Below are 22,683 nucleotides of genomic sequence, written 5' to 3'. Positions count from 1 at the left end.
AGGGAATCAGCTATGTCATATAAAATCACGGTGATACCGGGCGATGGTATCGGCAAGGAAATCACGGATTCTGCTGTGGAAGTCCTCAAGAAAGTGGATGAAAAATTTGGCCTGGGGCTTTCGTACACGTACAAGGATGCCGGCGGCACAGCTTACGATAAATTCGGCACGCCGCTGCCGGAAGATACGATCGAGGCCTGCAAGGCATCGGATGGCGTACTCTTCGGTGCGGTCGGCGGCGACAAGTGGGACAACGTCGATCCGGCACTGCGCCCGGAGAAAGCTATCCTCGGCCTGCGCAAGAACCTCGGCCTCTACGCCAATCTGCGCCCGGTCAAGGTAGCAGATGCTCTTGTGGAATATTCCCCGCTGAAGCCGGAACTCGTGCGCGGCGTTGACCTCGTCATCGTGCGCGAGCTCATTGGCGGTATTTATTTCGGTGACAAATGCGAGTCGGAGCAGCACAACGGCGCAGAACGCGCCTGGGATCTTGAGAATTATTCGGTTCCCGAAGTCGAGCGCATTTCGAAGCTCGCATTTGAGACGGCAAAGCTGCGCCGCGGCAAGGTCACGTCGGTCGACAAGGCCAACGTGCTCGCGACGTCGCGCCTCTGGCGTCGCACGGTAGCCAAGATGGCCGGGAACTATCCGGATGTCGAGCTCAACAACCTTTATGTGGACAATTGCTCCATGCAGCTGGCCATCCATCCGACGCAGTTCGATGTCATTGTCACGGGCAATTTGTTTGGTGATATTCTTTCGGATGAGGCGGCTGTCATCGGCGGCTCCATCGGCATGATGCCGTCGGCCTCCATCGGCACGAGCACGAGCCTTTATGAGCCAATCCATGGCAGCGCGCCGGACATCGCCGGCAAGGGCATTGCCAATCCGATGGGTACGATCCTCTCGGCTGCCATGCTGCTGCGCTATTCGCTGCATGAGGAAGAGGCGGCCAAGGCCATCGAGGTGGCCGTGGACAAGGCCCTGGCCGATGGCTACCGCACGCCGGATCTCTGGAAGGAAGGCTTCAAGAAGGCCAATACGGAAGAGATCACGAAGGTCATCTGCGCGCGCATCTGACCGCTCGGTAAGGTCAGAATGCCCAGGAGGATATGCGAAGAGAGTCAAGGGCCGCAAGAGCGGCGGAAGGGGGACGACCGATGAAGGGAGCACAGGCTGTGGCTCACTGTCTCAAGGAGCAGGGAGTCGATACGGTTTTTGGTTATCCGGGCGGCATGATCCTGCCCCTTTACGATGTATTTTACAAGAATCCCGAGTTCCGGGAGATCCTTGTCACCCATGAACAGAATGCGGCACATGCTGCTGATGGCTATGCGCGGGCTTCGGGTAAGGTCGGTGTCTGCATCGCGACTTCAGGTCCCGGTGCGACGAACCTCGTCACGGGGCTGGCGACGGCGTTCATGGATTCCATTCCTGTCGTGGCCATCACGGGGCAGGTCGATACCACGCTTCTGGGGCGTGATGCATTCCAGGAGACGGATATTCTCGATGTTACCATGCCCATCACGAAGCATAATTTCAAGGTCAAGGATCCGAAACTCCTCGTGCCGACTGTGCGCAAGGCGTTTGCTCTGGCACGCCATGGCCGCCCGGGGCCGGTCCTCGTCGATGTGCCGCGCGATCTGTTCTTTGCCGAGGTGGCGTATGAGCCGCAGCAGCCGGAACCGGAGCATCACGGTCAGCCGAATGCGGATTTCCGCATCTGTGCGGCTGAGGCGGCGGCGGAGATTGTCAAGGCCAGACAGCCCGTGGCCATCGTTGGCGGCGGCGTCATATCGGCCGGTGCGACGAAGGAAGTCATTGCCTTCATCGAGAAGTATCATCTGCCCGTTGCCCATACGCTGATGGGCCTTGGCGCCATCCCGCATTCTCATCCGCAGTCGCTGGGCTTTGCCGGCATGCACGGCGAGAAGGCGGCCAATCATGCGATCGCGGCGGCTGATCTCGTCATTGCCATCGGCAGCCGCTTCGGCGACCGCCAGACGGGCAATCTCGACAAGTACACACAGAATACGAAATTCATTCACATCGACATCGATCCTGCTGAGATTGATAAGAATATCGGCAATTCACTGGGACTTGCCGGTGACATGAAGACCATTCTCGGCCTTTTGATGGAGCATGAGCCGAATTCGGCCCTGACGGACTGGTGGACGCAGATCCACAAGTGGCAGGAAGCGTACGAGTACGATTACCAGCAGAGCCGTCTGACCGTTCCCTGGGCCATGCATCAGGTTGCGATGCGCACGAAGGGGAAACCTTATGCCTTTGCGACGGATGTCGGCCAGCATCAGATGTGGGCGGCCCTGCATCTGCGCATCGAGGAGCCGCGTACCTGGCTGACTTCCGGCGGACTCGGCACGATGGGCTTCGGCCTGCCGGCGGCCATGGGCGCACAGCTCTATTATGGCGGGGACCGGCGGGTCATCCATGTGGCCGGCGACGGCGGCATCAAGATGACGGGCAATGAGTTCTACACCATCGCGCGCCTGAACCTGCCTGTCATTTCCCTGATCGTCAACAACCGGAGTCTCGGCATGATCCGCCAGCTCCAGAAGGTCATGTACAAGGAACGCTACATTGCCTGCGAGCTCGATTATCCGATGGATTACGTCAAGTATGCGGAATGCTTCGGCATCCATGCAGAGGCCGTATCGACGCAGGATGAATTTGCTGAGGCGCTCAAAGATGCCCTGGCCGATACGAAACATCCGCGCGTCATCGTTCTCAACGTATGGCGCAGTTTCGTCGAACCCATGATTAAGGGCGGCGCCCGCATCGATGAGTTCGTCGAATTTAAGTAAAGAAAGCCTCATCCCTTACAAATCAAGGGGTGAGGCTCCTTTTTGTCTGCAATTTGTCTGCATCAGCGTTTTGTCTGCATAGTTTCGAGGGTTTTCTCGAAGGCTTTCTCGGTGTCACGCTGGATTTTTTCCGTGTTGTGGGTGTAGATTTCATCTGTCATCTCGACGCGCTTGTGGCCGAGGCGTCCGGCTACACCTTTAAGGGATGCGCCAGCCTCGATGAGCATGGTGGCGTGGGTATGACGGAAGGAATGGGCGTTGAGGTCGTACTTCTTGAGAGTCTGCATGAGCGTGGCACGGCTGAGGGGCTTTCCTGTGCGGCCGGTGCAGACCATGTAGCGGCGACGGGCGTCGAGGCGGGCGGCTCGCTTGGACGGGTAGCGCAGTGTATGGTCATTCTGTTCATCGACAATACGGTAAGTATCGCCTGCTTCAAGCTCCCAGGATGATTGCATGGCTTTCCATTGCTTGAGCTCGGCGAGCAGGCTCTTATCGACGATGATGTCCCTGACGCTCGTAGATGTCTTCGGCGGGACAAGCAGATTGCCCAATCCACTGATGTAGGTATACTGCCTGCGGATGTGGATGACCCGCCTGTCAAAATCGACATCTTCCCAGCACAGGCCTAGCACCTCGCCGATGCGCGCGCCGGTGTGGTAAAGCAGCATGATGGGGATATGGCACAGCTTCCCGAGCGGTTGATCGTGCAGGAGCTGCTCGTATACGTCCGGCGAGATAATGGTCCGCTTGACGAGGTTGCGCGGTGCCGACTTCGGAATCTTGATATAGTTGACGGGATTGCTCTGGATGAGCTCAGCAGGATAGACGGCATAGTCGAGTGCCTGGTGCAGGATACGGCGCATCTGGAGCAGATAGGAGTGGGAGAGGCCGAGAGCCGCCTGCTGACGGATGAAGCCGTCAAGAAGGGCAGGCGTAAGATCCTGCAAATCCGTCATGCCGATGACAGACAGGATGTGCTGCTCGAGAATCCTGCTGTAAACGTCGTAAGTGCTTTCACGAACATTGCTGCGCACGACATTTTCCATCCACTTCTGGCAAAACGCGCGGAGCGTGATACGGTCACTCGTGATGCCGATGTTGCCGTGACGATAATCCGTATATGCAGCCACGCCGGCAGCATAGGCATCGTCCTTCAAGGCAAAGCCGCCCTTCTCGATGACGCGGCGCTTTCCTTCTGCGGTCTTGCCTGCCTCGAAGATGTAGCTGTAGGTTTTTCCGCGCTTGCGGACACGGACGGTAGCCATAGCAAAAACCTCCTTCTTGTGGTATAATAAAGCTACAAAGTTATCCAAGGCGTACCTGCCCACGCCATGCACGCATCCATCGTGTAGATGAAGAGCAGGAGCGGCCACGGCTGATGTGGTGCGATGAAAGAGAGCAGGAGTCATGAGAAGGTGCCCTGCTCTTTTTTTGTTTGCCGTTTTGGCGGCGCGACAGTATATACTCATGCCGCGCTCAACTTCTTTAGGTTCTTTGGATCATTGCGCTGCGAGAAGAGGATGTACTGCGTATCTTTGGATGCCAGCGCTTCCAGATACTTTTGGTCGACCCCTTTCTCATCGTTGATGATGGCCAGGCCAGATACCTTCTTCTTGGCGCGCTTCTGGCGTGCTTCCTTGATATCCAGCCAGTCGAACAGGAATGAGGATAGGTTTCCGCGATTCATGGTGTTGAACGAGTTGATCAGTATCTCAGACTTCCGTCCTGCAATCTGGAAGTGGAAGTTGAATTCAAGCCCTGTACTGCCCTTGGCGATGAAGCTCGGCGTGTAGATAATCTGCTGCTCGTCAAGGAAAGCCGCCACATCATCAAGGAAGATGGTCTTCACGGTGCTGTCGCTCAGCATAAACATATCGTTCACTGCAAGCATGGCCTGGATGAACATGTGCATGCTGACCGGATACTCAGAGACCGTAGTGTGCATGATCATCTCATTGTTCACGTTCTGCACGCCGTAGGACATCAGGAAACTGTCCAACAGTTCCTTGCGCTTCTTGCGGTTCAGTGATATGCCATCCGCAAGAAGGTCGTTGATAATATAGCCATCATCGGACAGCGTGATGTTGTCGCCCTCCAGCTTCGCGTACACAGTCAGGCCATCATTGTGCCGGTCCATGAAAGGCGTGGCAATCTCGGTCCACCCGTTCTGCAGGGGGCGGGCAGATGCCGCTCCACGCAGCCATTTATAGTACTCTTCAATCCATTCAAATTTCGCTGTCATTCCACAGCACCCCCTGTATGTCTACTTTCACCTCGTTACTATTTATTATACGAGAATAGGATAGGAAGTCCATAAACAAGTCTGAGATGTCCTCAGTGTTTCGAAAATCATCTGGGAGCGGGTAGGCGAACTTATCTCCATATCCCTCTCGATAGATGTGGATATGGGGCTGATACGGCTGGATGATAGTTTTCTTGTCTGGATTAGTGTGCGGCGTAGCATCTTGGGTATCAACACGCACTAGCATCACATTGCCGTTGTAAAGCAGTCGGCAGGATATCTTCCGGGCATTGATTCGCGCATGGTAGGTGGAGATCTTCATATTGTCCATGCGACGGCCCTCATGATTATAATGGACTGGATGCAGGGTTGTGCCGATCGGCGGAGGCAGCTTCACAAGCTCCGGGCTGGTCAGGTATTTCTCAATCATGCGCAGCGTATCGGCTTCTTCTTGTGACAGTTGCATAGTATCCTTCCTTTCATGGCCGCGCGGACGGCCTTTTTTGCGTGCTCAGAACTTGCTGATGCTCTGGATTACTCTGCCGATGATGCGGACGGGGAGCTTTGCTACTTCATCACGGCTATAGAAGTGCGGGGCGTAGACGGCGACGTTGTGGCCGATGAGGGTCAGGCCGTCCTCGGTCTCCTTGACTTCCTTGACGGTGGCATCCTCGCCGTCGACGAGCACGACGGCAATCTGGCCGTTCTCGACGCTCTCCTGCACGCGCACGATGATGGTGTCGCCGTCGTGGATGGTCGGCTCCATGGACGAGCCCTTGACGACGAGGCCGAAGTACTGGTCGCCGCCTCGGTGCAGGCGCTCGTCGATGTACTCATAGTCGATGATTTCCTCTTGCGCTAGGATGGGCTGGCCGGCTGCGACACGGCCGACAACGGGGATGCGGTAGGTGTAGTGGGTGATTTTCTGCGCGGGCGGCTGAGCGGGGGCGGGGTTGGTAGGAGTATTGCCGCCGAGGAGGGATTCTACTGGGACGTCTGTAGCTTTTGCAATGGCTTGCAGTGTTGCTACACTGGGGTTGTATCGGTCTTTTTCGATATCCCCTATGTACGATCGCGATAAACTGGTTTTTTGTGCAAGCTCGGTCTGAGTCATGCCGGCATCCTTCCGGGCGTTACGAATCTTCTCTCCAATACTAGCCATGGGACAGTCCTCCTTTGTTTTGTATGGTAATTCCGTCGTTATCTACATTATATAATATTCTGACGGAAAAACTATACAGAAATGACGGAAATACTATTGACACAATGACGGAAATACTGTATATTATAGGAGTAGACGGAAATACCAGTGAAAGCCTACTGAAACTAAAGAAGGAAGGTGATGTGATGGATCAAATCGCAGAGACTCTGCGTGATGCTAGAAAGAGCAAGCGTTTGACGCAGACTGAGGTTGCTAAAAGCGTTGGCGTGTCGCGTGCGTACTACGCCGATGTAGAGCGTGGGCGCTACAATCCGAGCCTGAAACTTATGTCGAGGCTCGCCAAGCTTCTCGGCATCAACCTCAATTTTTTAAAGAAAAATGACGGAAATACAAGTGAAACGTAAGGAGGAATAGCAATGAACGAACTGGTTCACATCGACAACCAGCAGGTTGTCACGGACAGTCGCAGCGTGGCAGAGCATTTCGAGAAGCTGCACAAGCATGTACTTGAAGCTATTGATAATCTGAAAGCCGAAAATTCGGCTCTCAGAAAAATGTTCTATGAAACCACCTATAAGGTTAAAGGGAACAACAAGAGTTACAAGATGTACCTGATGAACCGCGATGGTTTCAGCCTGCTCGTCATGGGATTCACCGGAGCAAAGGCCCTTGAGTGGAAGCTCAAATATATCAACGCCTTCAACGCGATGGAGAAGGCCATCAAGACGCCGCAGCTCACGCCAAACCCGCACTACCGCACGCGCATGATCGGCACGGCAGTGCGAGACATCGGCAAGACGGCAGAAGCTCTCGAGAAGGTCTTTGGTTGCCGTCACGGCATGGCGCTGGCGACGGCATCGGAGATGGTCGGCGAGGCATACGGCATCGATACCAAGGCCATCGCGCCACTCATTCCCGCCGAGGATTCGCCAAGCACGATAAAAGTTGCGAAGATTGCTGAGGCACTTGGCTTCTTCTGTAAGAGCGGCAATCCCGACAGCCAGAAGGTCAACCGCCTGCTCCAGTCCTGCGGCCTCCAGGACAAGCCGCGTGACGCGAAGGGAGCCAATCTCAAGAACACGGACTGGGTGTTGACGAAAGAGGGCAAGGCTTACGGTGAGTCAATCGCCTTCACAGACCCTAAGACCAAACACAAAGGTTACCGGATTGTCTGGAACGCCGACGTCCTGGACGTCTTGAGAAAGAGCATGAACTGAGGTGAACGAGATGGAAGCAATGGTAGATGTGAGGCTTGGCCGGAGCTTAGAGTTTGAGAAAATCGCAGAACGGCTCGGGGATGCCTTGGACTCAATTGATATAGATATGGATGCAGGCAAAGAGCTGGTAGATCTCATAGACCTGCAAATCCGCACAGCCGAGCGAGATGCCTTCAAGTTCGGCTTCGACATGGCAACCAAGCTCATGCATGACTACTACAACGACGAAGAGGAGTGAACTGAGGTGAGTGACATGATGTATAAAGACAAGCGCGGCTGGCGCTACAAGGTCATGCAGGGGATTGGCACGCCGCCAACCTTCAAGGGCCGCTACAACAAGCTGCACGGCAACACATGGAAATGCGTCAGGACGCTGCCATGGCGGGATACCAGGGAAGAAGCAGAAAAAGACCTGGCCGGATACGCGGCTAGACACAATATGCAGGTTGTTGAGGGGTGAGCGGGATGGAGACCGATATGCAGATGCTCCGGGCCTGCATGAAGTACCACAACCGGACGCAGGAAGACGTGAGCCGGGCTCTCGGCATGGTTCGCTCTACGTTCTACCTTCACATGAAGGATGGGGACTTCACCATCTCGCAGATCCACAAGATGATGGATTACATCCCTTTGACGATGGATGACGTCAACCGCATCTTTTTCGCAACAAAAAAATAGGATGCTGCGAACATCCTATTTAAGGGGTAACTGTGTAAGAACTACTTGCGGCCCTTGCGGGAAGGACGCTGAGAAAGGGCACTGGCGGCCGCCGTTTTCGCGGCCTTACTGCTACGGCCGCTGCGCAAGGTTTTCGAGGCTGCGCTTGCGGCACGAGCAGAAGTCACTTTGCTAGCATTGGACTTCGGCATGAAATCACCTTCTTTCTGTACAAGATGATTTCATTATACTATATCTTGTTTTATAAATCAAACAAAGCACTATATATAGGGGGTGTATGGCATGGAGCTTTCTGAGCTCAATGATTTTGTCGCCAAGGGGAGGATGCTCCAGCGAATCCTCAAAGAGACACCGGAAATCATCGAGTACCTGAAGCTGGCGAAGGAACCGTCGGTGCTGCCAATCCGCACGGACTGCCTCGTGCTCGTGGCGCAGGCGGCGAAAGTCCTGGCGGTCAGCCGGGGGACGATTTACCAGTATGTCAAGGATGGGCTCCTCAAGGCGTACTACACGCCGGGGAGCGAGCGCATGAAGTTCTGGCTCAGCGACCTGCAGAGGCTGGCGTCGACGGAGCCAGAGAAGAAAGGAGAATCCGCATGAAGGAACTGACATTGGTATTTGACAGCGTACTCTTCGAGTGGCCGCGACGTGAAGATACCCGTAAGAGAATCGCAGCCATGGAAAGCAAAATCAACGACTTCCTTCGTGGCGTCGAGGCGATTGGCGTAGCGTATGGCGTATATATCCACCTGGACTGGCGTTATGATCACTTCAAGGCGGGATTAAAAGTCAAGTATATTAACTGGTTTTCTCTCAAAGTTATCCATGCTGACGACGATTTACGGCCGCACGAGGCGTTCAGTGTCATTATCCACGCCAGAGACACGCTGAAGTTTAAGAAGAATAAAACGGGTGACCTTGTGAGTATCGAGCTGATTAAGGCCACGGAGGAGTGAAGGAATATGCAGTGGACGAAAATAGAGAACGGCCGGCGGCTGCGCAGGTCGCTCAATCCGAACATCAAACTGTTCATCGAGAGTATGGGCGTGGGCCTTGGCCTGTACGCGCTCCTGTGGCTGCTGGCGGCTATCTGAGGAGGTGATAAGCATGACAGTAAAGAACGAAATCCAGCTGCTGCTCACGGGCAGGCTGCTGAGCATGGAGGCATACGCCATCATCTTCGGATTAGGCGTGATCATTGGCGTGGCAATTGCCTGGGCGGTGTGGTCATGACAGATCGGAAGTACAAGCGCCCCTTACCGCTCTGCAAGCCGGGATATTTCTGCTTGGCATGTCCTTACGATGACTGCATCCGGCCGAGCTGGTCGGAAAGTAGGACGAAGGAAGAAGGGGACATGCTTGCCCGGTCTAGCATGATGGAGATCTGGCTCTCCATTACCATGCGAAACGCGTATGAGCGTAAAAAAAAGAGCCAAGCGCTGCAACACTCGGCTCACAAAAAGAATCTATAGGTGTGGTTATTATACCACAAAAGGAGGAGATTTGCATGATTCCGATTGATGTAATCATCGAAGCGTTCGAGCAGGATGGCGACTAATGCATTGGCATTTTCGACGGCGTTCCGTACTTCATCGACGTTTCCGGCTGCCCGTTTGCGCATGATATCGTTGATCATTACGACCCGCTGTCGGATTACGGTCGGTCCTGCGAGTCCGTCAGTATGGTCCAGGACAGCCGAATCCGCGCAGCGGCAGAACGTGCGATGCATAAGCGCGATACCGAGAACCGCGAATACATTGAGACGATTCGTTCAATGAAGAGAGGAGAATCAGCATGAACTTATACGAAATCGATAGAGAAATCGAATCTTGCGTTGATATGGAGACTGGCGAAACCATCGATACCGAGAGGCTTGCTTCTCTCCAGATGGAGAAGAGCAAGAAGATTGAGAACATCGGATGCTGGATTAAAAACCTGACAGCTGAGGCAGCGGCACTCAAGAACGAGAAGGATGCGCTTGCCCAGCGTGAAAAGGTCGCAAAGAACAAAGCTGATGGCTTGAAACAGTACTTGGCAGGTTACCTCGCCGGGCAGAAGTTCAAGACGGCGAAAGTCGCCATCTCGTATCGTAAGAGCGAGGCAGTCGAGATTGCCGATGAAGCGGCGGTGCCGGACGAGTACCGCATCCCGCAGCCGGACAAGATTGATAAGACAGGAATCAAGAAGGCGTTAAAGGACGGCGCTGTCATTGTGGGGGCGCAGATCGTGGAGCGTCAGAACATCCAGATTAAGTAAAGGAGAGGGCGACATGAGCGAAGCAAAGACTATCTATGCCGCCCTGCTCGCCATCCAGCAGGGAATCAAGGCACCGAAGGATAAGGACGGCTACGGCTACAAGTACCGTACGGCTGACGGCATCATGCAAGCGGCAAAACCTCTCCTTCAGGAGAATGGCGTCATCTGCATCCTGTCCGACCAAGCTATTTCAATCGGAAACCGCTATTACGTCGAATCAACGGCACGTCTCATAGACATTGCAACCGGAGATGTCATCGAGGCGAAGGGCACGGCAGTAGAGCCGGACAAGCTGGCATCAATGGCGCCGCCGCAGATCACTGGCACGGCATCAACTTACGCGCGAAAGCGTGCACTCGAAGGTCTCTTCCTTCTCGACAACGAGAAAGATGTTGACTCGCGAGAGGTGCAGGACGAGATTGCCCGCCAGACTTCGCAGAACGCCGCAGGAGCGCGTTCAACGCGAAACGCAGGTAACCATAAGGGGACGGCACATGGAGGCGGCTCAGACGAGATTCTCCGCAAGGCGATGCATGGGCTCAGCGAGGAGATGAAACGCCTCGGTGCTACGGGCGAGGAAGTATCCGCAATTTGTGGCTTGAAGTTCGGCAAGACGAGCTGCCGTGACCTCTCGACATGTGAGCTTAGCTCTCTGGTGGCAAACCTTGAGTCGTGGATTGCTGAGCAGATGGGCGGCGGGCGATGATACAAGAACATATCTTGGGCGAGATACAGGACGTGCGGGAGGACGGAACTGTAGTCATTATGGCTGGCCTTCCCGACCTCGACCGTGCTTTGCTGCGCCAATACAAGAAAGTAGAGGTCATTCTACCGGACGGGCGGCGCATATCGCCGGAACAACGGCGGAAATGTTACGCCTTGCTGGGGGAGATTGCCGAGTATGTGGACGGCGTCCGTAATGCCAATACCGTCGAAAGCCAAAAAAGCTTGTTTAAGATGGAGTTCATGCTTCATCGGATGGAAGCAGCTGAGCGGCGGATGTTCTCACTTTCCGACTGTGATATGTCAACGGCGCGCGAGTTCATTACGTACTTGGTCGACTTCATTATCGCCAACGACATCCCGACAATGACGCGGCTCATTGACAACTGTGACGACATCGCGGCATACATGTACGCTTGCACGATGCATCGCAAGTGCGCGGTATGCGGCAGGCCGGCCGATATCCATCACTGCGAGGGAAGCCGCATCGGCGCCGGCGTTGACCGTGAGAAGGCCCATCAGCTGGGCCGTGAGGTCATACCGCTCTGCCGGGTGCATCATACTGAGTGCCATAGCGACGAAGCAGGATTTATCAAAAAGTACCACTTGCAGAAGATTAAGCTGGACGAAAATCTATGTAAGCGGTTGAGATTCAAGAAATAAGCCACGGAGGCGCCCTATGAATTATGTCAAACAATTGAACGCATTTGGTGTGAGGCGGGCGGGCGTTCTGAATGCAAGAGAACAGGCCATGTATTTATGCTTGTTCCTCGTTGCGAATCAACTCAAATGGCCGGAATGGTTCGATGTGGCGAACTCCCGGATTATGCGTGAAGCCGGCATCAAGAGCAAGGTGACTATCATCAGTACAAGGCGGTCGCTAGAGGAGAAAGGATTCATCCAATCCATCGATCCAGGGCACAAAAAGAAAACAAGGTATCATCTTCCGAAACTTTATGAAGATGATGCCAAGGGTTCGAAAAACGAACCCATAGAAGCGTCCAATGGTACAAAAATTGTACCCATAAAGACTACTAAGGGTACAAAAAATGAACCCATAGAGGGCGCAAGGGTACAAAATTTGAACCCTAAGGGTACAAAAAATGAACCCATAGAGGGCCCCAAGGGTACAAAATTTGAACCCTATATAAACAATATAAACAGTAAACATATCTCTTCTACTACAGCACCACCCCAAGACGATAACTTCCGCCAGGTGGTCGAAGTCTACGAGAAGAGTATCCGGCCTGTACCGAGTCCGGCAGATCTGGAACGTCTTTCTGACTGCCTGGAGCACTACGGCAAGGAGGCCCTGTTCAAGGCCATCGACCGGGCGGACTACCGAGGCCGCCGCAGCATGGGGTACATCGAGGGAATTTTGAGAAGCTGGGAGCAGAACGGGTACGACGACCCGGAGGAGGATACAAATGGACACAGAACTGCAAAACATTCTGGACGAGGTCGGAAGAAAGCGCTCCGCTTTGATCCAGACGCAGAGCGGCGCAAATGGGAAAATGAGAAATCCGGCTGGGACTGACGAGTACAAGCAGAAACAAAAGCATATCGAGACGCTGGAGTGCGCCGGCATTCATCGCCGGTACCAGGGCGTGACTTTCGAGAGCATTGAGCGCCGGGGATTGCCGGACGATTTCAACATCCGGCGGAATTACAGGGACGTGAAGGCTTACGCTGAGGACATCAAGCAGAACGTCAAGCGCGGATATGGCCTTATCCTAGCCGGCAACTATGGCACACTCAAGACAACGATGGCCGTAGCCGTCCTACGGCACTGGCTCAGCGTTCAGCAAGGGGGAGGCATGCTGGTGCCGATGTGTTCGCTCGTCGATAATCTTTTCACCATGCGGGCACTCAACCGCGAGGAATGGGCGAAGTACGAGCGCCGGATCCGCTCGACGCCACTGCTGGTACTTGATGATCTGGGGAGTGAAGACACCGACCAGGGATGGGTACTCAGCAAGGTCGACAGCATCATCACCGAGCGATACAACAAGATGCTGCCGATCATCGTGACGACGAACCTGTCTAAGGAAGAATTGGCCGGCACCTACTCCGGCCGCATCATGGACCGGCTGCGGAATACGTCGCAGTGCTTGGTATTTACTGGATCTAGCCAGAGGAAGGTGAGAGCATGAGAAAAAAGGAGGAGGCGACGATGTGGGGCATTATCTATGATGAACGAATCATGGGTATGGATAAGGAGTTCGGAGATCATTGGGAAGTCGTAGACGTAGAGAATGAGTATGATCCTGTCGGGCGGCCAGACGATATACAGAGTGTGATCAATGTACTTCTGGAAGAAGATGTCATAGATCGAGACGATATTAATTCATTTGATTATTATTCAGATATTGATGATTTTGTCGATCTCTTAAATAACTTTGTTAACGGCGAATATGGGGTCATATCATACCAGGTAGTTTATTTCTGCTGCAAGGAAAGAATAGATAAAAATTTCTTTGGATCAAGAGACGAATGCGAGGAGTATATTGCTCGCAACAGATACAATTATCCGGGTGAAAATGTGCGGCCATTCAAAGTGATTGCGAGAGATGCATAAAAGACGTTGAACTGTCGAGATATCCTCGGCAGTTAGTTGCGGATAATAAAAAAGGAGTGAGAGCATGACATACAGTAAGGCAAAGGGTAAGGACGGGGAGCTGGAGTTTGCCCGCTTTTGCCGATCAGTTGGTTATGATGTCAGACGGACGGCACAGTACTGCGGCAAGACAGGTGACGCGGCGGACTGTGTCGGCTTGCCTGGTATCCACATCGAGGTCAAGCGTGTCGAGCATCTTCGTCTCGACGATGCACTGGATCAGGCGCGACGCGATGCCGAGGCGAAGCATGACGGCAGCCTGCCCATCGTGGCCCACCGGCGCAACAATACGCGCTGGAAGATCACGATGGACGCCGCCGACTGGTTCGAGATTTACAGAGAGTGGGAAGCAGGAAGGAGTAAGGAATCATGAATCAAGCAGTATTTAAAGGCACGGTGTTCAAGCCAGAACTTCGCGTGGCAAAAAGCGGTATGGCGGTGCTGAAATTCCGGCTGTCGTACTACCAGGGGAAGGGAAAAGATGGCAAGGCAGCGTATGGCAGCATCGACGTGACGGCATTTGACAAGCTCGCCCAGGCGTGGGATGGCAAGTTGCAGGACAGGGATAAGGTCATTGTAATCGGCCGGCTCATGATGGACAAGTGGGAGAAGGATGGCCAGAAGCATTACAAACACGGCATGATTGCGGACACCATCGGCAAGGAAATGAACCTTTTCGCAAGTTCTGCAAACTCGGCTCCGGGTGGGCAGTATATCACAGACGAGGAAGTGCCGTTCTGACGGCCTAGGATGGCCTGTAACGGCCTTTTACGACAAAATGCATATAAGAGTATAGGTGAGGAGAAAAAATGGACAGGAAAGAACTCCATGAAGCAATCAACGAAAGTTTGAAGCAAGAGTATGATCTCGGAAAGCGTATTGGCTACGAACAAGGCCGCATTGAAGGATATAAGGCGATGGTATTGCCGCATCCTTGTGATGGCCCTCTCTACGATGGCTGGACGCCTGAAGACCACATGGCGAAAATCACGGAGGAATACGGTGAAGTGTTGAAGGCTTTTGCTGTGTGGCGGAAAAGTGAAAGTCGGCACCGTGTACAGCAGACAGTCAGTTCGGAGATGGCTGTGAATGATAGTCTGAATCATTTATTTAACGAGTGTACGGATCTGCAGGTGTCTACGGTGAGCATGATGGATCGTCTCGGATGCCATGAAGCCACTCGTCAGCGCCTGATAAAGCAAGTCAACGAGAGCAACGCCAAACGCGATGATGGCCAGCGTTTCAGGAAGGAGTGATTGTCATGAACCCTTATCTGAATCATGCCGAGAAGGTCAATATGACACGCTTGATGGTTTACTCTTACGAGCTCGAAGAAACGATTGCAGAGTACCAGAAGGCGAAGAATGTGGACAAGGATTTCCTGAAGTGGCTGAGGAGCGCGTCGACGTATCTCAACAAGGCAATGGAGCGACGGTACAACCTCATGGAGTACGACCAGGCGATGGAGTTCTCGCGCAATGCTCGCACGCTTCGCCCGATGATCGTGCCGTCGGACAGGGAACGCGCCGAGCTCAAGAGGCTCAAGAACCTGCAGGATACGCTGGTCATCTCGATGGACGACTTTGAGACCTGGTACAAGTGCGTGATCCCGCAGACTTGTGGCAAGTGCCAGAAAAAGAAATATAAGGAGTGTGCCCAGCGTAAGTTCTTGATGCGATATTCTTGCGATCCGGTGAATCCTGGTGCCGTTGGCTGCTGTCAGTACAGCTATCCGGCCGCAGGCATTGAATTCAGGCCGATGGGATGGGAGGACGATGCAGAATGAAAGATGTGCACTTACCGAAGAAACATTGCAAAGGCTGCGGTAGATTCTTCACCCCGCATTGTACGCAGGAGCTCTACTGTTCCGATGCCTGCCGGACTGCATACCATCACAGGAAATACCAGAAACGGCACGGAGTCACCCTGTGGCGCGAGAAGAGCGAGGCGGAGCGTACGCGGGTATGCCCGCAATGCGGGATTAGCTTTGTGGCCAAAAATGCGATGCAACTATATTGCAGTCTGCAATGCAGGCTTGATGCCAACCGGAAGTCCGCACGCCAGCGAGAACGGCAGCAGACGCAGAATATGCGAGAGGTGCGTGAGGCCAGGAAGAAGCGGGAGAGTTTGCATGTATCACACATCGACGAAGCCGCAGCCAAGGCCAGGGAGATGGGCATGAGTTATGGCAAGTACAAGGCGATAGTACGCATTGAGGCCATGCACGCAGATTTCAGGAGGGATTGATTATGCTGAAGAATGCAGAAGGATACCAGGATCCGACGGGGGAAAAGGTTTTCGCCAGTGTACTTAAGAAGCAGCCGCTGAGCGAGCAGGATGCCAAGTCGCTGTCGCGCATTAAGCACCTGATGCACCTCCTACGCTTCGCGGCCAACGAGTTCGGCTTCGACATCGAGGAGCGCGTGATCCTGCGCGATAAGCAGACGGGGAAGGTTTGGAGATAAGGAGAATAAGATGCCAAAATACAAAGTTCATTTTGAAATTAATATACATGGCGATGCCTTTGTCCGTGCTGAAAGTCTGGAAGAAGCAAGAGAGCTGGCAAAGAACTTGAATGCTCGCGACCTTGCAGAACGTTCGTTTTATGAAGATGCAGCATATGTGGATAGAATCTACAAAGAGATCGGCACCGAAGTCATTGAAAGCCGAATCGGAACGAGAAGAATGTGAGGAGGTGAAGAAGTGAAATGGACATTGTGAGTTTGCTGGTTGTCTGGCTTTCGTGTGGGAGGGAATGTCGTGAAGGAACTCAAGGAACACAATGATTATGTCATGCTTACGAAGTGGTATCTGCGGCGATATGAGCAGCTGAAGTACACGGCCGAGAGCATGCGCAGACAGGCCGAGGAAATACGAGAGGAACTGGCTATGGAAGACGCGGCGGCACTCAAGGAAGAGAGGGAAGCCAAGGCATGATGCTATTGATTTTTGTGGCGGGACTCGTTGCGGGAGGCTCGGCGGCGTTCTTGATTTTCAGCTTGTGTGTGATATCGGGGCGCAGTGAAGACAGGATGATAGAAGGGCTTAGAGATATGAAACAGCAGGAGATGATTGCCAAGGTCGACAAGGTGCTGCGCCATTGGCCGGAGATTGATAAGGGCGTGTTGGACTACCATGCGCAGGAAGGGATGAGTGCTAAGGAGATGGACAGCCTGACCTGCAGGGATGGCTTCACGGTCTTGCGCCCTGAGAAATGGCTGCAGGCTATCTGGGCATCCTACTCGTCGAGTGATGAGCTGCGCCGGATGCTGGTGGATCGCCGGTACAAGAATTGCGAGAGGTATATCAAGACGTCGATGGCGCTCAATATCAGTGAGCGCAGCTACTACGCACTTCTCGATGACTTCCGGATGTCGACGGCTCTGGCGGCGGTGCAGCTGGGGCTTTTGCGCATCTTGTAAAATTTGCAGCAAATTTTTCGCGTCCTTTTTCGTTATACTGAGTATAGCGAGACAACATCGCACTTCTTACTGCCGAAGACCTCGCCGTATGGCGGGGCCTTTTTTGTAGGAAGGTTCCCCCAAGTCCACTCTCTTTTTTGTCTGGTTTTTCGGAGAGTGCGGCTCATTTAGACCGGTCCGGGGCTTCCTCCTCTCTGGGCCGGGTGAAAGAAAGGTAGGTGATACCATGCCAAAGTATGAATGGGGCAAGATTGCCCGGGAGTATATCGAGGGTGTCGTCACGGAGAAGGGCGATATCGAGTATCCGTCTCTCAATGATCTTGTAGCAAAGTACGGCTTCTCCTTGTCGACGGTCGGCCGCCAGTGCAGCCGGGGACAGTGGCCGGTAAAGCGCGAAAGGTTCGCCAACAAGGTGGGCAAGAAACGCGAAAGCAAGAAGGCCGAGACGTTGTCGGACGAGTCGGCACGGTATGACCTTGAATGCTTCAATATTTCGCGTGAGGGTATCGAGAAGGCGAAGGCGATGCTTGCGCAGGCGTCGCGTCCGTCGGATCTTGCGACGCTGGCGAGGGCGCTCAAGGACCTGCAGGCGGTCGCCAAGACGGCCATTGGGGAAACGGGCGCGGGCGGCGATGGGCTGACGATCGAGGTGAAGCTCGATGAAGATTAATGTCACTGTCAGTCCGAAGTGCTTCAATCCGGTCTACCTGCCGTACCTCGATGATACGACGTACATGCAGATCTTCTACGGCGGTTCGTCTTCGGGCAAGAGTTACTTCCTCGCGCAGCGGTGTATCTGGGATATGCTCCACGGCGGGCATAATTATCTGATTGTCCGCAAGGTAGCGAGGACAGTCCGCAAGTCAGTCTATAACGAGATCACGAAGGCCATAAGTTTCTTCAAGGTGGGGAAGCTCTTTGTCGAGAACAAGAGCGAGATGGTCATCACGGGGCCGCAGGGCTTCCAGATCATGTTTGCCGGCCTTGATGACGTTGAGAAGGTCAAGTCCATCACACCGGCCAAGGGCGTCATCACGGACATCTGGATTGAGGAAGCGACGGAGGCCGACTACGGGGATATCAAGCAGCTGCGCAAACGTTTGCGCGGCATCTCGCCGGTCGAGAAGCGCATCATCCTCTCGTTCAACCCGGTCTATCAGACGCACTGGATTTACAAGGAATACTTCGAGGGGCGCTGGGACGGGAGCAAGGCAAGCTACAAGAGTGACATGCTCTCCATCCTCAAGACGACGTACCGCGACAATGTCTTCCTGACAGCGGGCGACCGTCGTGAGCTGGAGAGCGAGAAGGACCCGTACTTCCGTGATGTCTACACGAACGGCAACTGGGGTGTGCTCGGCAAGGTCATCTTCAAGAATTGGCATGTGGAGCGAATTGACTCGAGTAAATTCGACACGTTCCAGAATGGCCTGGACTTCGGCTTTGCGGATGATCCTGCCGCTCTCATCCGCAGCCACTACGATGAGCGCGCAAATACGCTCTACATCATCGATGCGCGGTATCTGCGCGGGCTGACGAATGACTTGCTGGCGGCGGAGGTCGTGAACCTCTGTGGACAGGAAGTCGTGGTCTGTGACTCGGCGGAACCGAAGAGCATTGCAGAGCTTAGGCAGTACGGTGTGACGGCCATCCCTGCGGAGAAGGGAAAGGACAGCGTGAACTTCGGCATCCAGTGGCTGCAGAAGCTCCGCATCGTCGTCAACGAGAATCTGCCGGAGCTTGTCAATGAGCTGACGGTCTACAAGTGGGATGAAGACAAGGATGGCAATGTGCTGCCGCGGCCGGTCGACCGTGACAACCATCTGCTCGATGCCCTGCGCTACTCGCTTTTCCGCGAGATGGGCTGGCATGCATCGGCGGGCGGCAACGTAAGGATGCCCCTGGCGGGCGCAATGTGAGGTGAGAGGGATTGAAGATAACGGATGCAAAGCGGGACAGCATCATCGGCAAACTCAAGCAGGATATCGATGCGGCTAACGCCTACTATGAGGATACGGTCGAGCCCGCGGTGATGGAGCGCTATGCCATCTTCCAGGCGGACAAGGGCTACTATCGCAAGATGTTCCCGCGGCTCTCTAAGCGCTGTGAGATTGTCAGCACGGATGTGCAGGACACGATCGAGAGCACGATGCCGGTGTTAATGAAGACGTTCTTCGGCAGCACGGACGTCGTGACCATCCAAGGTGCGGATGGTACGGATGCAGACTCGGACCGTGCGGAGAAGATGCAGGAGCTCATCAACTACGAGCTGCAGCAGAACAAGTTCTTCATGAAGTTCTATCGCTGGGCGAAGGATGCGCTAATCACGAATCTGGGCATCATCAAGGTGGACTGGGACCGCGAGTACAAGGAAGTTGAGAGGACCATCACGATGGACGCCGAGGCTTATGCGGCCTACCGCCCGCAGGCGGAACAGATGGGCATCCAGGTGGAGAAGGTCGAGGCGAGTCCGACGGGCGGCATCAATGTGACGTACCGGAGCATGGAGCTTGTCAAGAATCAGCCACGCGTCATGAATGTCATGGCCAGCGAATTCCGCTTCTCGCCGGATGCGACGCGGCTGGAGGATGCGGATTTTGTGGCACATCGCAAGATTGTCTCTCTGGATTATCTGCGCATGCAGCAGGAGGCCGGTCTCTATGATCATGTGGAGGAGGTGGCCGAGAAGGCCGTCGCTCCGCACTACACGAATCTTGATATCCAGAACAATGACGATATCGACGAGCAGCCGAACAAGACGGACAGCGGGCGGCAGAAGGTTGAGCTCTATGAGTGCTATGTCAAACTCAATATGAGCGATGACCCGGACGGCCGGCTGGTGCCGATGATTGTGACGGTGTCGAACGGCATCATCCTGCGACTCGAAGAAAATACTTACGAGCGCAATCCGTTCTTCACGCTCTCGCCGCGCGTTGACCCGCATCACATCTGGCCGGAGTCTGGCTTCACGGATCTCATCGCGCAGGTGCAGCACAGCAAGACGGCCATCATCCGGCAGATGATCTACAACATCGCGCAAGGCAATGATAGCAAGATGGCCATTGACCCGGCTGCGCTCGTCGATATCAATGATGTGCTGCAGAATGCGCAGTTCATCCGCGTCAAGGGCAATGTCAATGAGGCCATTCAGCCATTGCCTGCTTCTCAGCTGCAGGGCTGGACCTTCAATATGCTCGAGTACCTTGATACGGTCAAAGAGAACCGCACGGGCATCACGAAGTACAATCAGGGCCTCGACAGCAATAGCCTCAATAAGACCGCGACGGGCATCAGCATCATCACGCAGCAGAGCAACCAGCGCCTCGAGCTCATCGCCCGCATCTTCGCGGAGACGGGGATGACGGAGCTCTTCCGCTTCCTGATCAAGCTGAATCAACTCTTCGTCAATCAGGCGCTCGTCATCCGCTTGACGAATGGGCCGATGCAAATCGACCCAAGCGACCTGGACGGTTCTTTCGATTTGCTCGTTAATGCGGGCATGGGTGCGGGAGCCAAGCAGACGAACCTGCAGAACCTGCAGCTTGTCCGCGAGCTCTCGACGCAGCTGGCAGAGGTCGGTCTCTCGGGGCCACAGCAGTGGTACAACCTCGCCAAGCGCATCATCGAGGAGGTCGGCTTCAAGAATGTCGATGACTTCATCGTGGACCCGTCGCAGATGGCGGCACAGATGCAGCAGGCGGGCGGCCAGGACAGTGGTGCCGAGGACAACAAGACGACGATCCGCTCGGCCATCACGGATGCACCGTGGCAGGTTCAGATGCAGTTCTGGCAGAAGCTTGGCTTCGAGGTCACGCCGGACATGTTCACGGAGCAGACGGCTCAGAAGGTCCTGAGCGGTGCCGCCGATGCACAGGCCAAGGCCGATGCAAGCAGAGGAGGACAGTGGAATGGAGCAGGAATTGGAGCGCAGCCGCCTGATCGCGGCGGGCAGGGAAGCCGAAACTTCGCTGGAGTATCTTCGGCCAATGCTCAGCCGCAAGCGGGCGCAGGCTTTGGAGCGGCTCAGCAAGCCCAGCAATATGGAGCTGGAGCGCAGGCTGGTGGCGGAGCTCCAGGCGTATCAAGCTATTGAGGATGAGTTCGTCCGCGACGTCCAGGCCGGGCGCATTGCGGATCGGCAGCAGGCAGAAGAAGGAGAATGATTATGGGACTTTGGAAAGGATTCAAGCTCTGCGAGGTGCTGGAAGGCAACAAGCGCACGCTCATCACGGTGCTGAGTGAGCAGCTGGCGCTCACGAATCAGGCCCTCGAGGGCATGAGCGAAGAGATGAAAGTCGTCCAGAAGGACCGCAGGAAGCTAGAGGACAGAGTTGGGAAGCTCGAGGCGAGAATCCAGCAGCTCGAGAAACTCGCTGGTGTGCAGGAAGCTGCCGTAGCTGGCCCCGAAGACACAGACGATAAAGGAGAATGAAGATGGAGAACATGGACCAAGTCAATGAACAGTCCACACCCATGATGGACGAGACACAGCAGGCACCGGAGACGGCGGCTGAAGAGAAGGCGAATGAGCAGACGGAGCAGGAGACGCCGGAAAGTACAGAGGACGCTGCAGCCAACGAGGACAGCGAGCCGAATTTCCAGGAGCTCGGCAATATGACTGCTGGCGACCAGCTGGCGTACCTGCGCCAGCACGGCTACCTTGATCATGACACGGATGAGAAGAAGCCTGAGCCAGAGCAGAAAGGGGAGCAGGCAGGACAGACCGAAGAGGCCCCTGCTGAGGATGACCCGGAGTATGAGATCACGGTGGACGGCAAGCCGGTCAAGGTCAAGCTGTCGGAGCTCAAGAACGGCTACCAGCGGCAGGCGGACTATACGCGTAAGACGCAGGCCCTGGCCGATGAGCGCCGACAGGTCGATGCCATGATGGCCGCTCTCAAGGTCAAGCAGGGGACGCAGGAGCCGGAAGCCGACAAGGCCAATCCGGAGACGGGCGTCTCGAGTGACTATAAGGCCGCCGTTGCACAGGCAGAGAAGGATCTCGGTATCGCGCCGGGCGAGTTCAACCAGTTCGACCCGGAGCACAACTTCGCCCTGCAGCGTGTCATCGTCCGCAACTCCCAGCAGCAGGCCTCTCAGCAGGCCAATCAGAGTGCCGTCATCGAGGAGGTGCGCAGCTTCGTAGCGGAGGCGCAGAAAGACCCGATGACGCCGGAAATCGACAACAACTATGATGTTTATCTGTTCAAGCTCGGACAGTCCTCTCCGGAGGGCGCGCAGAAGGCGATGGCCATCGCTCAGGCGAAGCAGCGGTTCTTCAACAATCAGGCTACGACGGCGGATACGAAGATCCTGAAGGAGCACTGGGCGTATGTGCGTTCCGAGTTGATGAAGGCAAAGGCACCGGCGCAGGGGACGCCAACCACTCCCGCGCCGAAGCCGGAGCCGCCCAAGACGGAGACGCCAGGGCAGGCCGCTGGCAAGACGCGCGAGCCATTCAACGCGCGCAAGCTCCGGGGCCTTGATACGAAGCAGCAGATTGCCGCCCTCAGACGGGCGGGTTTCATGTAAGAAGGAGAA

General features: G+C 54.8%; 36 protein-coding genes. 31 read left to right on the top strand and 5 right to left on the bottom strand.

Features of this window, described 5'->3' with window-relative positions:
- The first annotated feature begins 12 nt into the window (after positions 1 to 12).
- The gene (gene leuB, locus DWX75_RS07565) at positions 13 to 1,080 is read left to right on the top strand and encodes a 3-isopropylmalate dehydrogenase (RefSeq protein WP_118015731.1); all 1,068 of its coding nucleotides are present in this window, start codon (positions 13 to 15) and stop codon (positions 1,078 to 1,080) included.
- Positions 1,081 to 1,160: 80 nt separating this feature from the next.
- Positions 1,161 to 2,825 (top strand): biosynthetic-type acetolactate synthase large subunit, encoded by a 1,665-nt coding sequence (ilvB, locus tag DWX75_RS07560; protein ID WP_118015730.1) that lies wholly within the window; start codon positions 1,161 to 1,163, stop codon positions 2,823 to 2,825.
- 62 nt (positions 2,826 to 2,887) lie between these two features.
- Here the strand turns inward: ilvB and DWX75_RS07555 are convergent, their stop codons facing one another.
- The 4 genes from DWX75_RS07555 to DWX75_RS07540 form a co-directional block, all read right to left on the bottom strand.
- A complete protein-coding gene (locus tag DWX75_RS07555) occupies positions 2,888 to 4,090 on the bottom strand; it encodes a tyrosine-type recombinase/integrase (RefSeq protein ID WP_158558777.1) in 1,203 nt (400 codons plus the stop codon).
- Positions 4,091 to 4,290: 200 nt separating this feature from the next.
- The gene (locus DWX75_RS07550; protein ID WP_118015728.1) at positions 4,291 to 5,067 is read right to left on the bottom strand and encodes a DUF1828 domain-containing protein; all 777 of its coding nucleotides are present in this window, start codon (positions 5,065 to 5,067) and stop codon (positions 4,291 to 4,293) included.
- Positions 5,051 to 5,533 (bottom strand): hypothetical protein, encoded by a 483-nt coding sequence (locus DWX75_RS07545; RefSeq protein ID WP_118015727.1) that lies wholly within the window; start codon positions 5,531 to 5,533, stop codon positions 5,051 to 5,053. Before DWX75_RS07545 ends, DWX75_RS07550 begins: the two co-directional genes overlap by 17 nt.
- A gap of 45 nt (positions 5,534 to 5,578) precedes the next feature.
- The gene (locus DWX75_RS07540) at positions 5,579 to 6,229 is read right to left on the bottom strand and encodes a LexA family transcriptional regulator (protein ID WP_118015726.1); all 651 of its coding nucleotides are present in this window, start codon (positions 6,227 to 6,229) and stop codon (positions 5,579 to 5,581) included.
- A gap of 185 nt (positions 6,230 to 6,414) precedes the next feature.
- Here DWX75_RS07540 and DWX75_RS12055 point away from each other — a divergent pair, with 185 nt between their 5' ends.
- From DWX75_RS12055 to DWX75_RS12295, 9 genes are all read left to right on the top strand, one after another.
- On the top strand, positions 6,415 to 6,633 hold the full coding sequence (locus tag DWX75_RS12055; protein ID WP_158558776.1) for a helix-turn-helix transcriptional regulator: 219 nt from the start codon (positions 6,415 to 6,417) through the stop codon (positions 6,631 to 6,633).
- Positions 6,634 to 6,645: 12 nt separating this feature from the next.
- Positions 6,646 to 7,446, top strand: a complete 801-nt coding sequence (locus tag DWX75_RS07530) for a Rha family transcriptional regulator (RefSeq protein WP_118015724.1) — start codon at positions 6,646 to 6,648, stop codon at positions 7,444 to 7,446.
- Between the two features lie 10 nt (positions 7,447 to 7,456).
- Positions 7,457 to 7,684: a hypothetical protein gene (locus DWX75_RS07525; protein ID WP_147671554.1), complete on the top strand. Its 228-nt coding sequence runs from the start codon at positions 7,457 to 7,459 to the stop codon at positions 7,682 to 7,684.
- 15 nt (positions 7,685 to 7,699) lie between these two features.
- Positions 7,700 to 7,906, top strand: a complete 207-nt coding sequence (locus tag DWX75_RS07520) for a hypothetical protein (protein WP_118015741.1) — start codon at positions 7,700 to 7,702, stop codon at positions 7,904 to 7,906.
- 5 nt (positions 7,907 to 7,911) lie between these two features.
- On the top strand, positions 7,912 to 8,124 hold the full coding sequence (locus DWX75_RS07515) for a hypothetical protein (RefSeq protein WP_199497550.1): 213 nt from the start codon (positions 7,912 to 7,914) through the stop codon (positions 8,122 to 8,124).
- Positions 8,125 to 8,406: 282 nt separating this feature from the next.
- The gene (locus tag DWX75_RS07510) at positions 8,407 to 8,724 is read left to right on the top strand and encodes a helix-turn-helix domain-containing protein (protein WP_118015722.1); all 318 of its coding nucleotides are present in this window, start codon (positions 8,407 to 8,409) and stop codon (positions 8,722 to 8,724) included.
- Complete coding sequence (locus tag DWX75_RS07505) at positions 8,721 to 9,080, top strand: hypothetical protein (RefSeq protein ID WP_118015721.1); 360 nt, start codon at positions 8,721 to 8,723, stop codon at positions 9,078 to 9,080. The genes DWX75_RS07510 and DWX75_RS07505 overlap by 4 nt, the downstream gene beginning before the upstream one ends.
- Before the next feature lie 6 nt (positions 9,081 to 9,086).
- Positions 9,087 to 9,218 carry a hypothetical protein gene (locus tag DWX75_RS12300; RefSeq protein ID WP_255424265.1) on the top strand — a complete coding sequence of 44 codons (132 nt, stop codon included), beginning with the start codon at positions 9,087 to 9,089 and terminating at the stop codon, positions 9,216 to 9,218.
- A 13-nt stretch (positions 9,219 to 9,231) separates the two neighbouring features.
- Positions 9,232 to 9,357, top strand: a complete 126-nt coding sequence (locus DWX75_RS12295) for a hypothetical protein (RefSeq protein ID WP_255424264.1) — start codon at positions 9,232 to 9,234, stop codon at positions 9,355 to 9,357.
- 220 nt (positions 9,358 to 9,577) lie between these two features.
- Here DWX75_RS12295 and DWX75_RS11995 read toward each other — a convergent pair whose 3' ends face one another.
- Positions 9,578 to 9,760 carry a hypothetical protein gene (locus DWX75_RS11995; RefSeq protein WP_147671552.1) on the bottom strand — a complete coding sequence of 61 codons (183 nt, stop codon included), beginning with the start codon at positions 9,758 to 9,760 and terminating at the stop codon, positions 9,578 to 9,580.
- A gap of 158 nt (positions 9,761 to 9,918) precedes the next feature.
- Here DWX75_RS11995 and DWX75_RS07500 point away from each other — a divergent pair, with 158 nt between their 5' ends.
- From DWX75_RS07500 to DWX75_RS07410, 20 genes are all read left to right on the top strand, one after another.
- Positions 9,919 to 10,380: a siphovirus Gp157 family protein gene (locus DWX75_RS07500; protein WP_118015720.1), complete on the top strand. Its 462-nt coding sequence runs from the start codon at positions 9,919 to 9,921 to the stop codon at positions 10,378 to 10,380.
- 13 nt (positions 10,381 to 10,393) lie between these two features.
- Entirely contained in the window at positions 10,394 to 11,086 is a 693-nt protein-coding gene (locus DWX75_RS07495; protein ID WP_118015719.1) for an ERF family protein, read from the top strand.
- Entirely contained in the window at positions 11,083 to 11,766 is a 684-nt protein-coding gene (locus DWX75_RS07490; RefSeq protein ID WP_118015718.1) for a putative HNHc nuclease, read from the top strand. The genes DWX75_RS07495 and DWX75_RS07490 overlap by 4 nt, the downstream gene beginning before the upstream one ends.
- A gap of 16 nt (positions 11,767 to 11,782) precedes the next feature.
- On the top strand, positions 11,783 to 12,640 hold the full coding sequence (locus DWX75_RS07485) for a DnaD domain protein (RefSeq protein WP_118015717.1): 858 nt from the start codon (positions 11,783 to 11,785) through the stop codon (positions 12,638 to 12,640).
- Entirely contained in the window at positions 12,585 to 13,256 is a 672-nt protein-coding gene (locus tag DWX75_RS07480; RefSeq protein ID WP_158558775.1) for an ATP-binding protein, read from the top strand. Before DWX75_RS07485 ends, DWX75_RS07480 begins: the two co-directional genes overlap by 56 nt.
- A complete protein-coding gene (locus DWX75_RS07475) occupies positions 13,253 to 13,681 on the top strand; it encodes a hypothetical protein (protein WP_118015715.1) in 429 nt (142 codons plus the stop codon). The genes DWX75_RS07480 and DWX75_RS07475 overlap by 4 nt, the downstream gene beginning before the upstream one ends.
- 64 nt (positions 13,682 to 13,745) lie before the next feature.
- On the top strand, positions 13,746 to 14,093 hold the full coding sequence (locus tag DWX75_RS07470) for a hypothetical protein (protein WP_118015714.1): 348 nt from the start codon (positions 13,746 to 13,748) through the stop codon (positions 14,091 to 14,093).
- Positions 14,090 to 14,461, top strand: coding sequence for a single-stranded DNA-binding protein (locus tag DWX75_RS07465; RefSeq protein ID WP_118015713.1), 372 nt, complete (start codon positions 14,090 to 14,092; stop codon positions 14,459 to 14,461). Before DWX75_RS07470 ends, DWX75_RS07465 begins: the two co-directional genes overlap by 4 nt.
- Positions 14,462 to 14,529: 68 nt before the next feature.
- Positions 14,530 to 14,976, top strand: a complete 447-nt coding sequence (locus DWX75_RS07460; RefSeq protein WP_118015712.1) for a hypothetical protein — start codon at positions 14,530 to 14,532, stop codon at positions 14,974 to 14,976.
- A gap of 5 nt (positions 14,977 to 14,981) precedes the next feature.
- Positions 14,982 to 15,506 (top strand): DUF5651 domain-containing protein, encoded by a 525-nt coding sequence (locus DWX75_RS07455; RefSeq protein WP_118015711.1) that lies wholly within the window; start codon positions 14,982 to 14,984, stop codon positions 15,504 to 15,506.
- Positions 15,503 to 15,967, top strand: coding sequence for a hypothetical protein (locus DWX75_RS07450; RefSeq protein ID WP_118015710.1), 465 nt, complete (start codon positions 15,503 to 15,505; stop codon positions 15,965 to 15,967). Before DWX75_RS07455 ends, DWX75_RS07450 begins: the two co-directional genes overlap by 4 nt.
- A 2-nt stretch (positions 15,968 to 15,969) precedes the next feature.
- Positions 15,970 to 16,185 carry a hypothetical protein gene (locus DWX75_RS07445; RefSeq protein WP_118015709.1) on the top strand — a complete coding sequence of 72 codons (216 nt, stop codon included), beginning with the start codon at positions 15,970 to 15,972 and terminating at the stop codon, positions 16,183 to 16,185.
- Between the two features lie 10 nt (positions 16,186 to 16,195).
- Positions 16,196 to 16,411, top strand: a complete 216-nt coding sequence (locus DWX75_RS07440) for a hypothetical protein (RefSeq protein ID WP_118015708.1) — start codon at positions 16,196 to 16,198, stop codon at positions 16,409 to 16,411.
- Between the two features lie 69 nt (positions 16,412 to 16,480).
- Positions 16,481 to 16,657 (top strand): hypothetical protein, encoded by a 177-nt coding sequence (locus tag DWX75_RS12050; RefSeq protein WP_158558774.1) that lies wholly within the window; start codon positions 16,481 to 16,483, stop codon positions 16,655 to 16,657.
- Positions 16,658 to 16,773: 116 nt separating this feature from the next.
- Positions 16,774 to 17,142: a hypothetical protein gene (locus DWX75_RS07435; protein ID WP_147671550.1), complete on the top strand. Its 369-nt coding sequence runs from the start codon at positions 16,774 to 16,776 to the stop codon at positions 17,140 to 17,142.
- Positions 17,143 to 17,368: 226 nt separating this feature from the next.
- Positions 17,369 to 17,812, top strand: a complete 444-nt coding sequence (locus tag DWX75_RS07430; RefSeq protein ID WP_118015706.1) for a hypothetical protein — start codon at positions 17,369 to 17,371, stop codon at positions 17,810 to 17,812.
- Positions 17,802 to 19,061 carry a PBSX family phage terminase large subunit gene (locus DWX75_RS07425; RefSeq protein WP_118015705.1) on the top strand — a complete coding sequence of 420 codons (1,260 nt, stop codon included), beginning with the start codon at positions 17,802 to 17,804 and terminating at the stop codon, positions 19,059 to 19,061. Before DWX75_RS07430 ends, DWX75_RS07425 begins: the two co-directional genes overlap by 11 nt.
- A gap of 11 nt (positions 19,062 to 19,072) precedes the next feature.
- Complete coding sequence (locus DWX75_RS07420) at positions 19,073 to 21,235, top strand: poly(3-hydroxybutyrate) depolymerase (protein WP_118015704.1); 2,163 nt, start codon at positions 19,073 to 19,075, stop codon at positions 21,233 to 21,235.
- 72 nt (positions 21,236 to 21,307) lie between these two features.
- A complete protein-coding gene (locus tag DWX75_RS07415; RefSeq protein WP_118015703.1) occupies positions 21,308 to 21,574 on the top strand; it encodes a hypothetical protein in 267 nt (88 codons plus the stop codon).
- A 2-nt stretch (positions 21,575 to 21,576) separates the two neighbouring features.
- The gene (locus DWX75_RS07410) at positions 21,577 to 22,674 is read left to right on the top strand and encodes a hypothetical protein (RefSeq protein WP_118015702.1); all 1,098 of its coding nucleotides are present in this window, start codon (positions 21,577 to 21,579) and stop codon (positions 22,672 to 22,674) included.
- Positions 22,675 to 22,683 lie beyond the last annotated feature (9 nt).

Source organism: Mitsuokella sp. AF21-1AC, assembly GCF_003458855.1.
Classification (GTDB): domain Bacteria; phylum Bacillota; class Negativicutes; order Selenomonadales; family Selenomonadaceae; genus Mitsuokella.
This window is presented reverse-complemented; position numbering and strand designations above follow the sequence as displayed.

Bases quoted from the DNA above. Each gene is read 5' to 3' on its own strand.
- DWX75_RS07495 (WP_118015719.1), top strand. From the start codon at position 10,394: ATGAGCGAAGCAAAGACTATCTATGCCGCCCTGCTCGCCATCCAGCAG.
- DWX75_RS07510 (WP_118015722.1), top strand. From the start codon at position 8,407: ATGGAGCTTTCTGAGCTCAATGATTTTGTCGCCAAGGGGAGGATGCTC.
- DWX75_RS07520 (WP_118015741.1), top strand. From the start codon at position 7,700: ATGATGTATAAAGACAAGCGCGGCTGGCGCTACAAGGTCATGCAGGGG.
- DWX75_RS07440 (WP_118015708.1), top strand. From the start codon at position 16,196: ATGCCAAAATACAAAGTTCATTTTGAAATTAATATACATGGCGATGCC.
- DWX75_RS07515 (WP_199497550.1), top strand. From the start codon at position 7,912: ATGGAGACCGATATGCAGATGCTCCGGGCCTGCATGAAGTACCACAAC.
- DWX75_RS07415 (WP_118015703.1), top strand. From the start codon at position 21,308: ATGGGACTTTGGAAAGGATTCAAGCTCTGCGAGGTGCTGGAAGGCAAC.
- DWX75_RS07455 (WP_118015711.1), top strand. From the start codon at position 14,982: ATGAACCCTTATCTGAATCATGCCGAGAAGGTCAATATGACACGCTTG.
- DWX75_RS07470 (WP_118015714.1), top strand. From the start codon at position 13,746: ATGACATACAGTAAGGCAAAGGGTAAGGACGGGGAGCTGGAGTTTGCC.
- DWX75_RS07505 (WP_118015721.1), top strand. From the start codon at position 8,721: ATGAAGGAACTGACATTGGTATTTGACAGCGTACTCTTCGAGTGGCCG.
- DWX75_RS07465 (WP_118015713.1), top strand. From the start codon at position 14,090: ATGAATCAAGCAGTATTTAAAGGCACGGTGTTCAAGCCAGAACTTCGC.
- DWX75_RS12055 (WP_158558776.1), top strand. From the start codon at position 6,415: ATGGATCAAATCGCAGAGACTCTGCGTGATGCTAGAAAGAGCAAGCGT.
- DWX75_RS11995 (WP_147671552.1), bottom strand. From the start codon at position 9,760: ATGATCAACGATATCATGCGCAAACGGGCAGCCGGAAACGTCGATGAA.
- DWX75_RS12295 (WP_255424264.1), top strand. From the start codon at position 9,232: ATGACAGTAAAGAACGAAATCCAGCTGCTGCTCACGGGCAGGCTGCTG.
- ilvB (WP_118015730.1), top strand. From the start codon at position 1,161: ATGAAGGGAGCACAGGCTGTGGCTCACTGTCTCAAGGAGCAGGGAGTC.
- DWX75_RS07475 (WP_118015715.1), top strand. From the start codon at position 13,253: ATGAGAAAAAAGGAGGAGGCGACGATGTGGGGCATTATCTATGATGAA.
- DWX75_RS07445 (WP_118015709.1), top strand. From the start codon at position 15,970: ATGCTGAAGAATGCAGAAGGATACCAGGATCCGACGGGGGAAAAGGTT.
- DWX75_RS07550 (WP_118015728.1), bottom strand. From the start codon at position 5,067: ATGACAGCGAAATTTGAATGGATTGAAGAGTACTATAAATGGCTGCGT.
- DWX75_RS07530 (WP_118015724.1), top strand. From the start codon at position 6,646: ATGAACGAACTGGTTCACATCGACAACCAGCAGGTTGTCACGGACAGT.
- DWX75_RS07410 (WP_118015702.1), top strand. From the start codon at position 21,577: ATGGAGAACATGGACCAAGTCAATGAACAGTCCACACCCATGATGGAC.
- DWX75_RS07500 (WP_118015720.1), top strand. From the start codon at position 9,919: ATGAACTTATACGAAATCGATAGAGAAATCGAATCTTGCGTTGATATG.
- DWX75_RS07545 (WP_118015727.1), bottom strand. From the start codon at position 5,533: ATGCAACTGTCACAAGAAGAAGCCGATACGCTGCGCATGATTGAGAAA.
- DWX75_RS07450 (WP_118015710.1), top strand. From the start codon at position 15,503: ATGAAAGATGTGCACTTACCGAAGAAACATTGCAAAGGCTGCGGTAGA.
- DWX75_RS07540 (WP_118015726.1), bottom strand. From the start codon at position 6,229: ATGGCTAGTATTGGAGAGAAGATTCGTAACGCCCGGAAGGATGCCGGC.
- DWX75_RS07460 (WP_118015712.1), top strand. From the start codon at position 14,530: ATGGACAGGAAAGAACTCCATGAAGCAATCAACGAAAGTTTGAAGCAA.
- DWX75_RS07425 (WP_118015705.1), top strand. From the start codon at position 17,802: ATGAAGATTAATGTCACTGTCAGTCCGAAGTGCTTCAATCCGGTCTAC.
- DWX75_RS07525 (WP_147671554.1), top strand. From the start codon at position 7,457: ATGGAAGCAATGGTAGATGTGAGGCTTGGCCGGAGCTTAGAGTTTGAG.
- leuB (WP_118015731.1), top strand. From the start codon at position 13: ATGTCATATAAAATCACGGTGATACCGGGCGATGGTATCGGCAAGGAA.
- DWX75_RS12300 (WP_255424265.1), top strand. From the start codon at position 9,087: ATGCAGTGGACGAAAATAGAGAACGGCCGGCGGCTGCGCAGGTCGCTC.
- DWX75_RS07555 (WP_158558777.1), bottom strand. From the start codon at position 4,090: ATGGCTACCGTCCGTGTCCGCAAGCGCGGAAAAACCTACAGCTACATC.
- DWX75_RS07435 (WP_147671550.1), top strand. From the start codon at position 16,774: ATGAAACAGCAGGAGATGATTGCCAAGGTCGACAAGGTGCTGCGCCAT.
- DWX75_RS07485 (WP_118015717.1), top strand. From the start codon at position 11,783: ATGAATTATGTCAAACAATTGAACGCATTTGGTGTGAGGCGGGCGGGC.
- DWX75_RS07430 (WP_118015706.1), top strand. From the start codon at position 17,369: ATGCCAAAGTATGAATGGGGCAAGATTGCCCGGGAGTATATCGAGGGT.
- DWX75_RS07490 (WP_118015718.1), top strand. From the start codon at position 11,083: ATGATACAAGAACATATCTTGGGCGAGATACAGGACGTGCGGGAGGAC.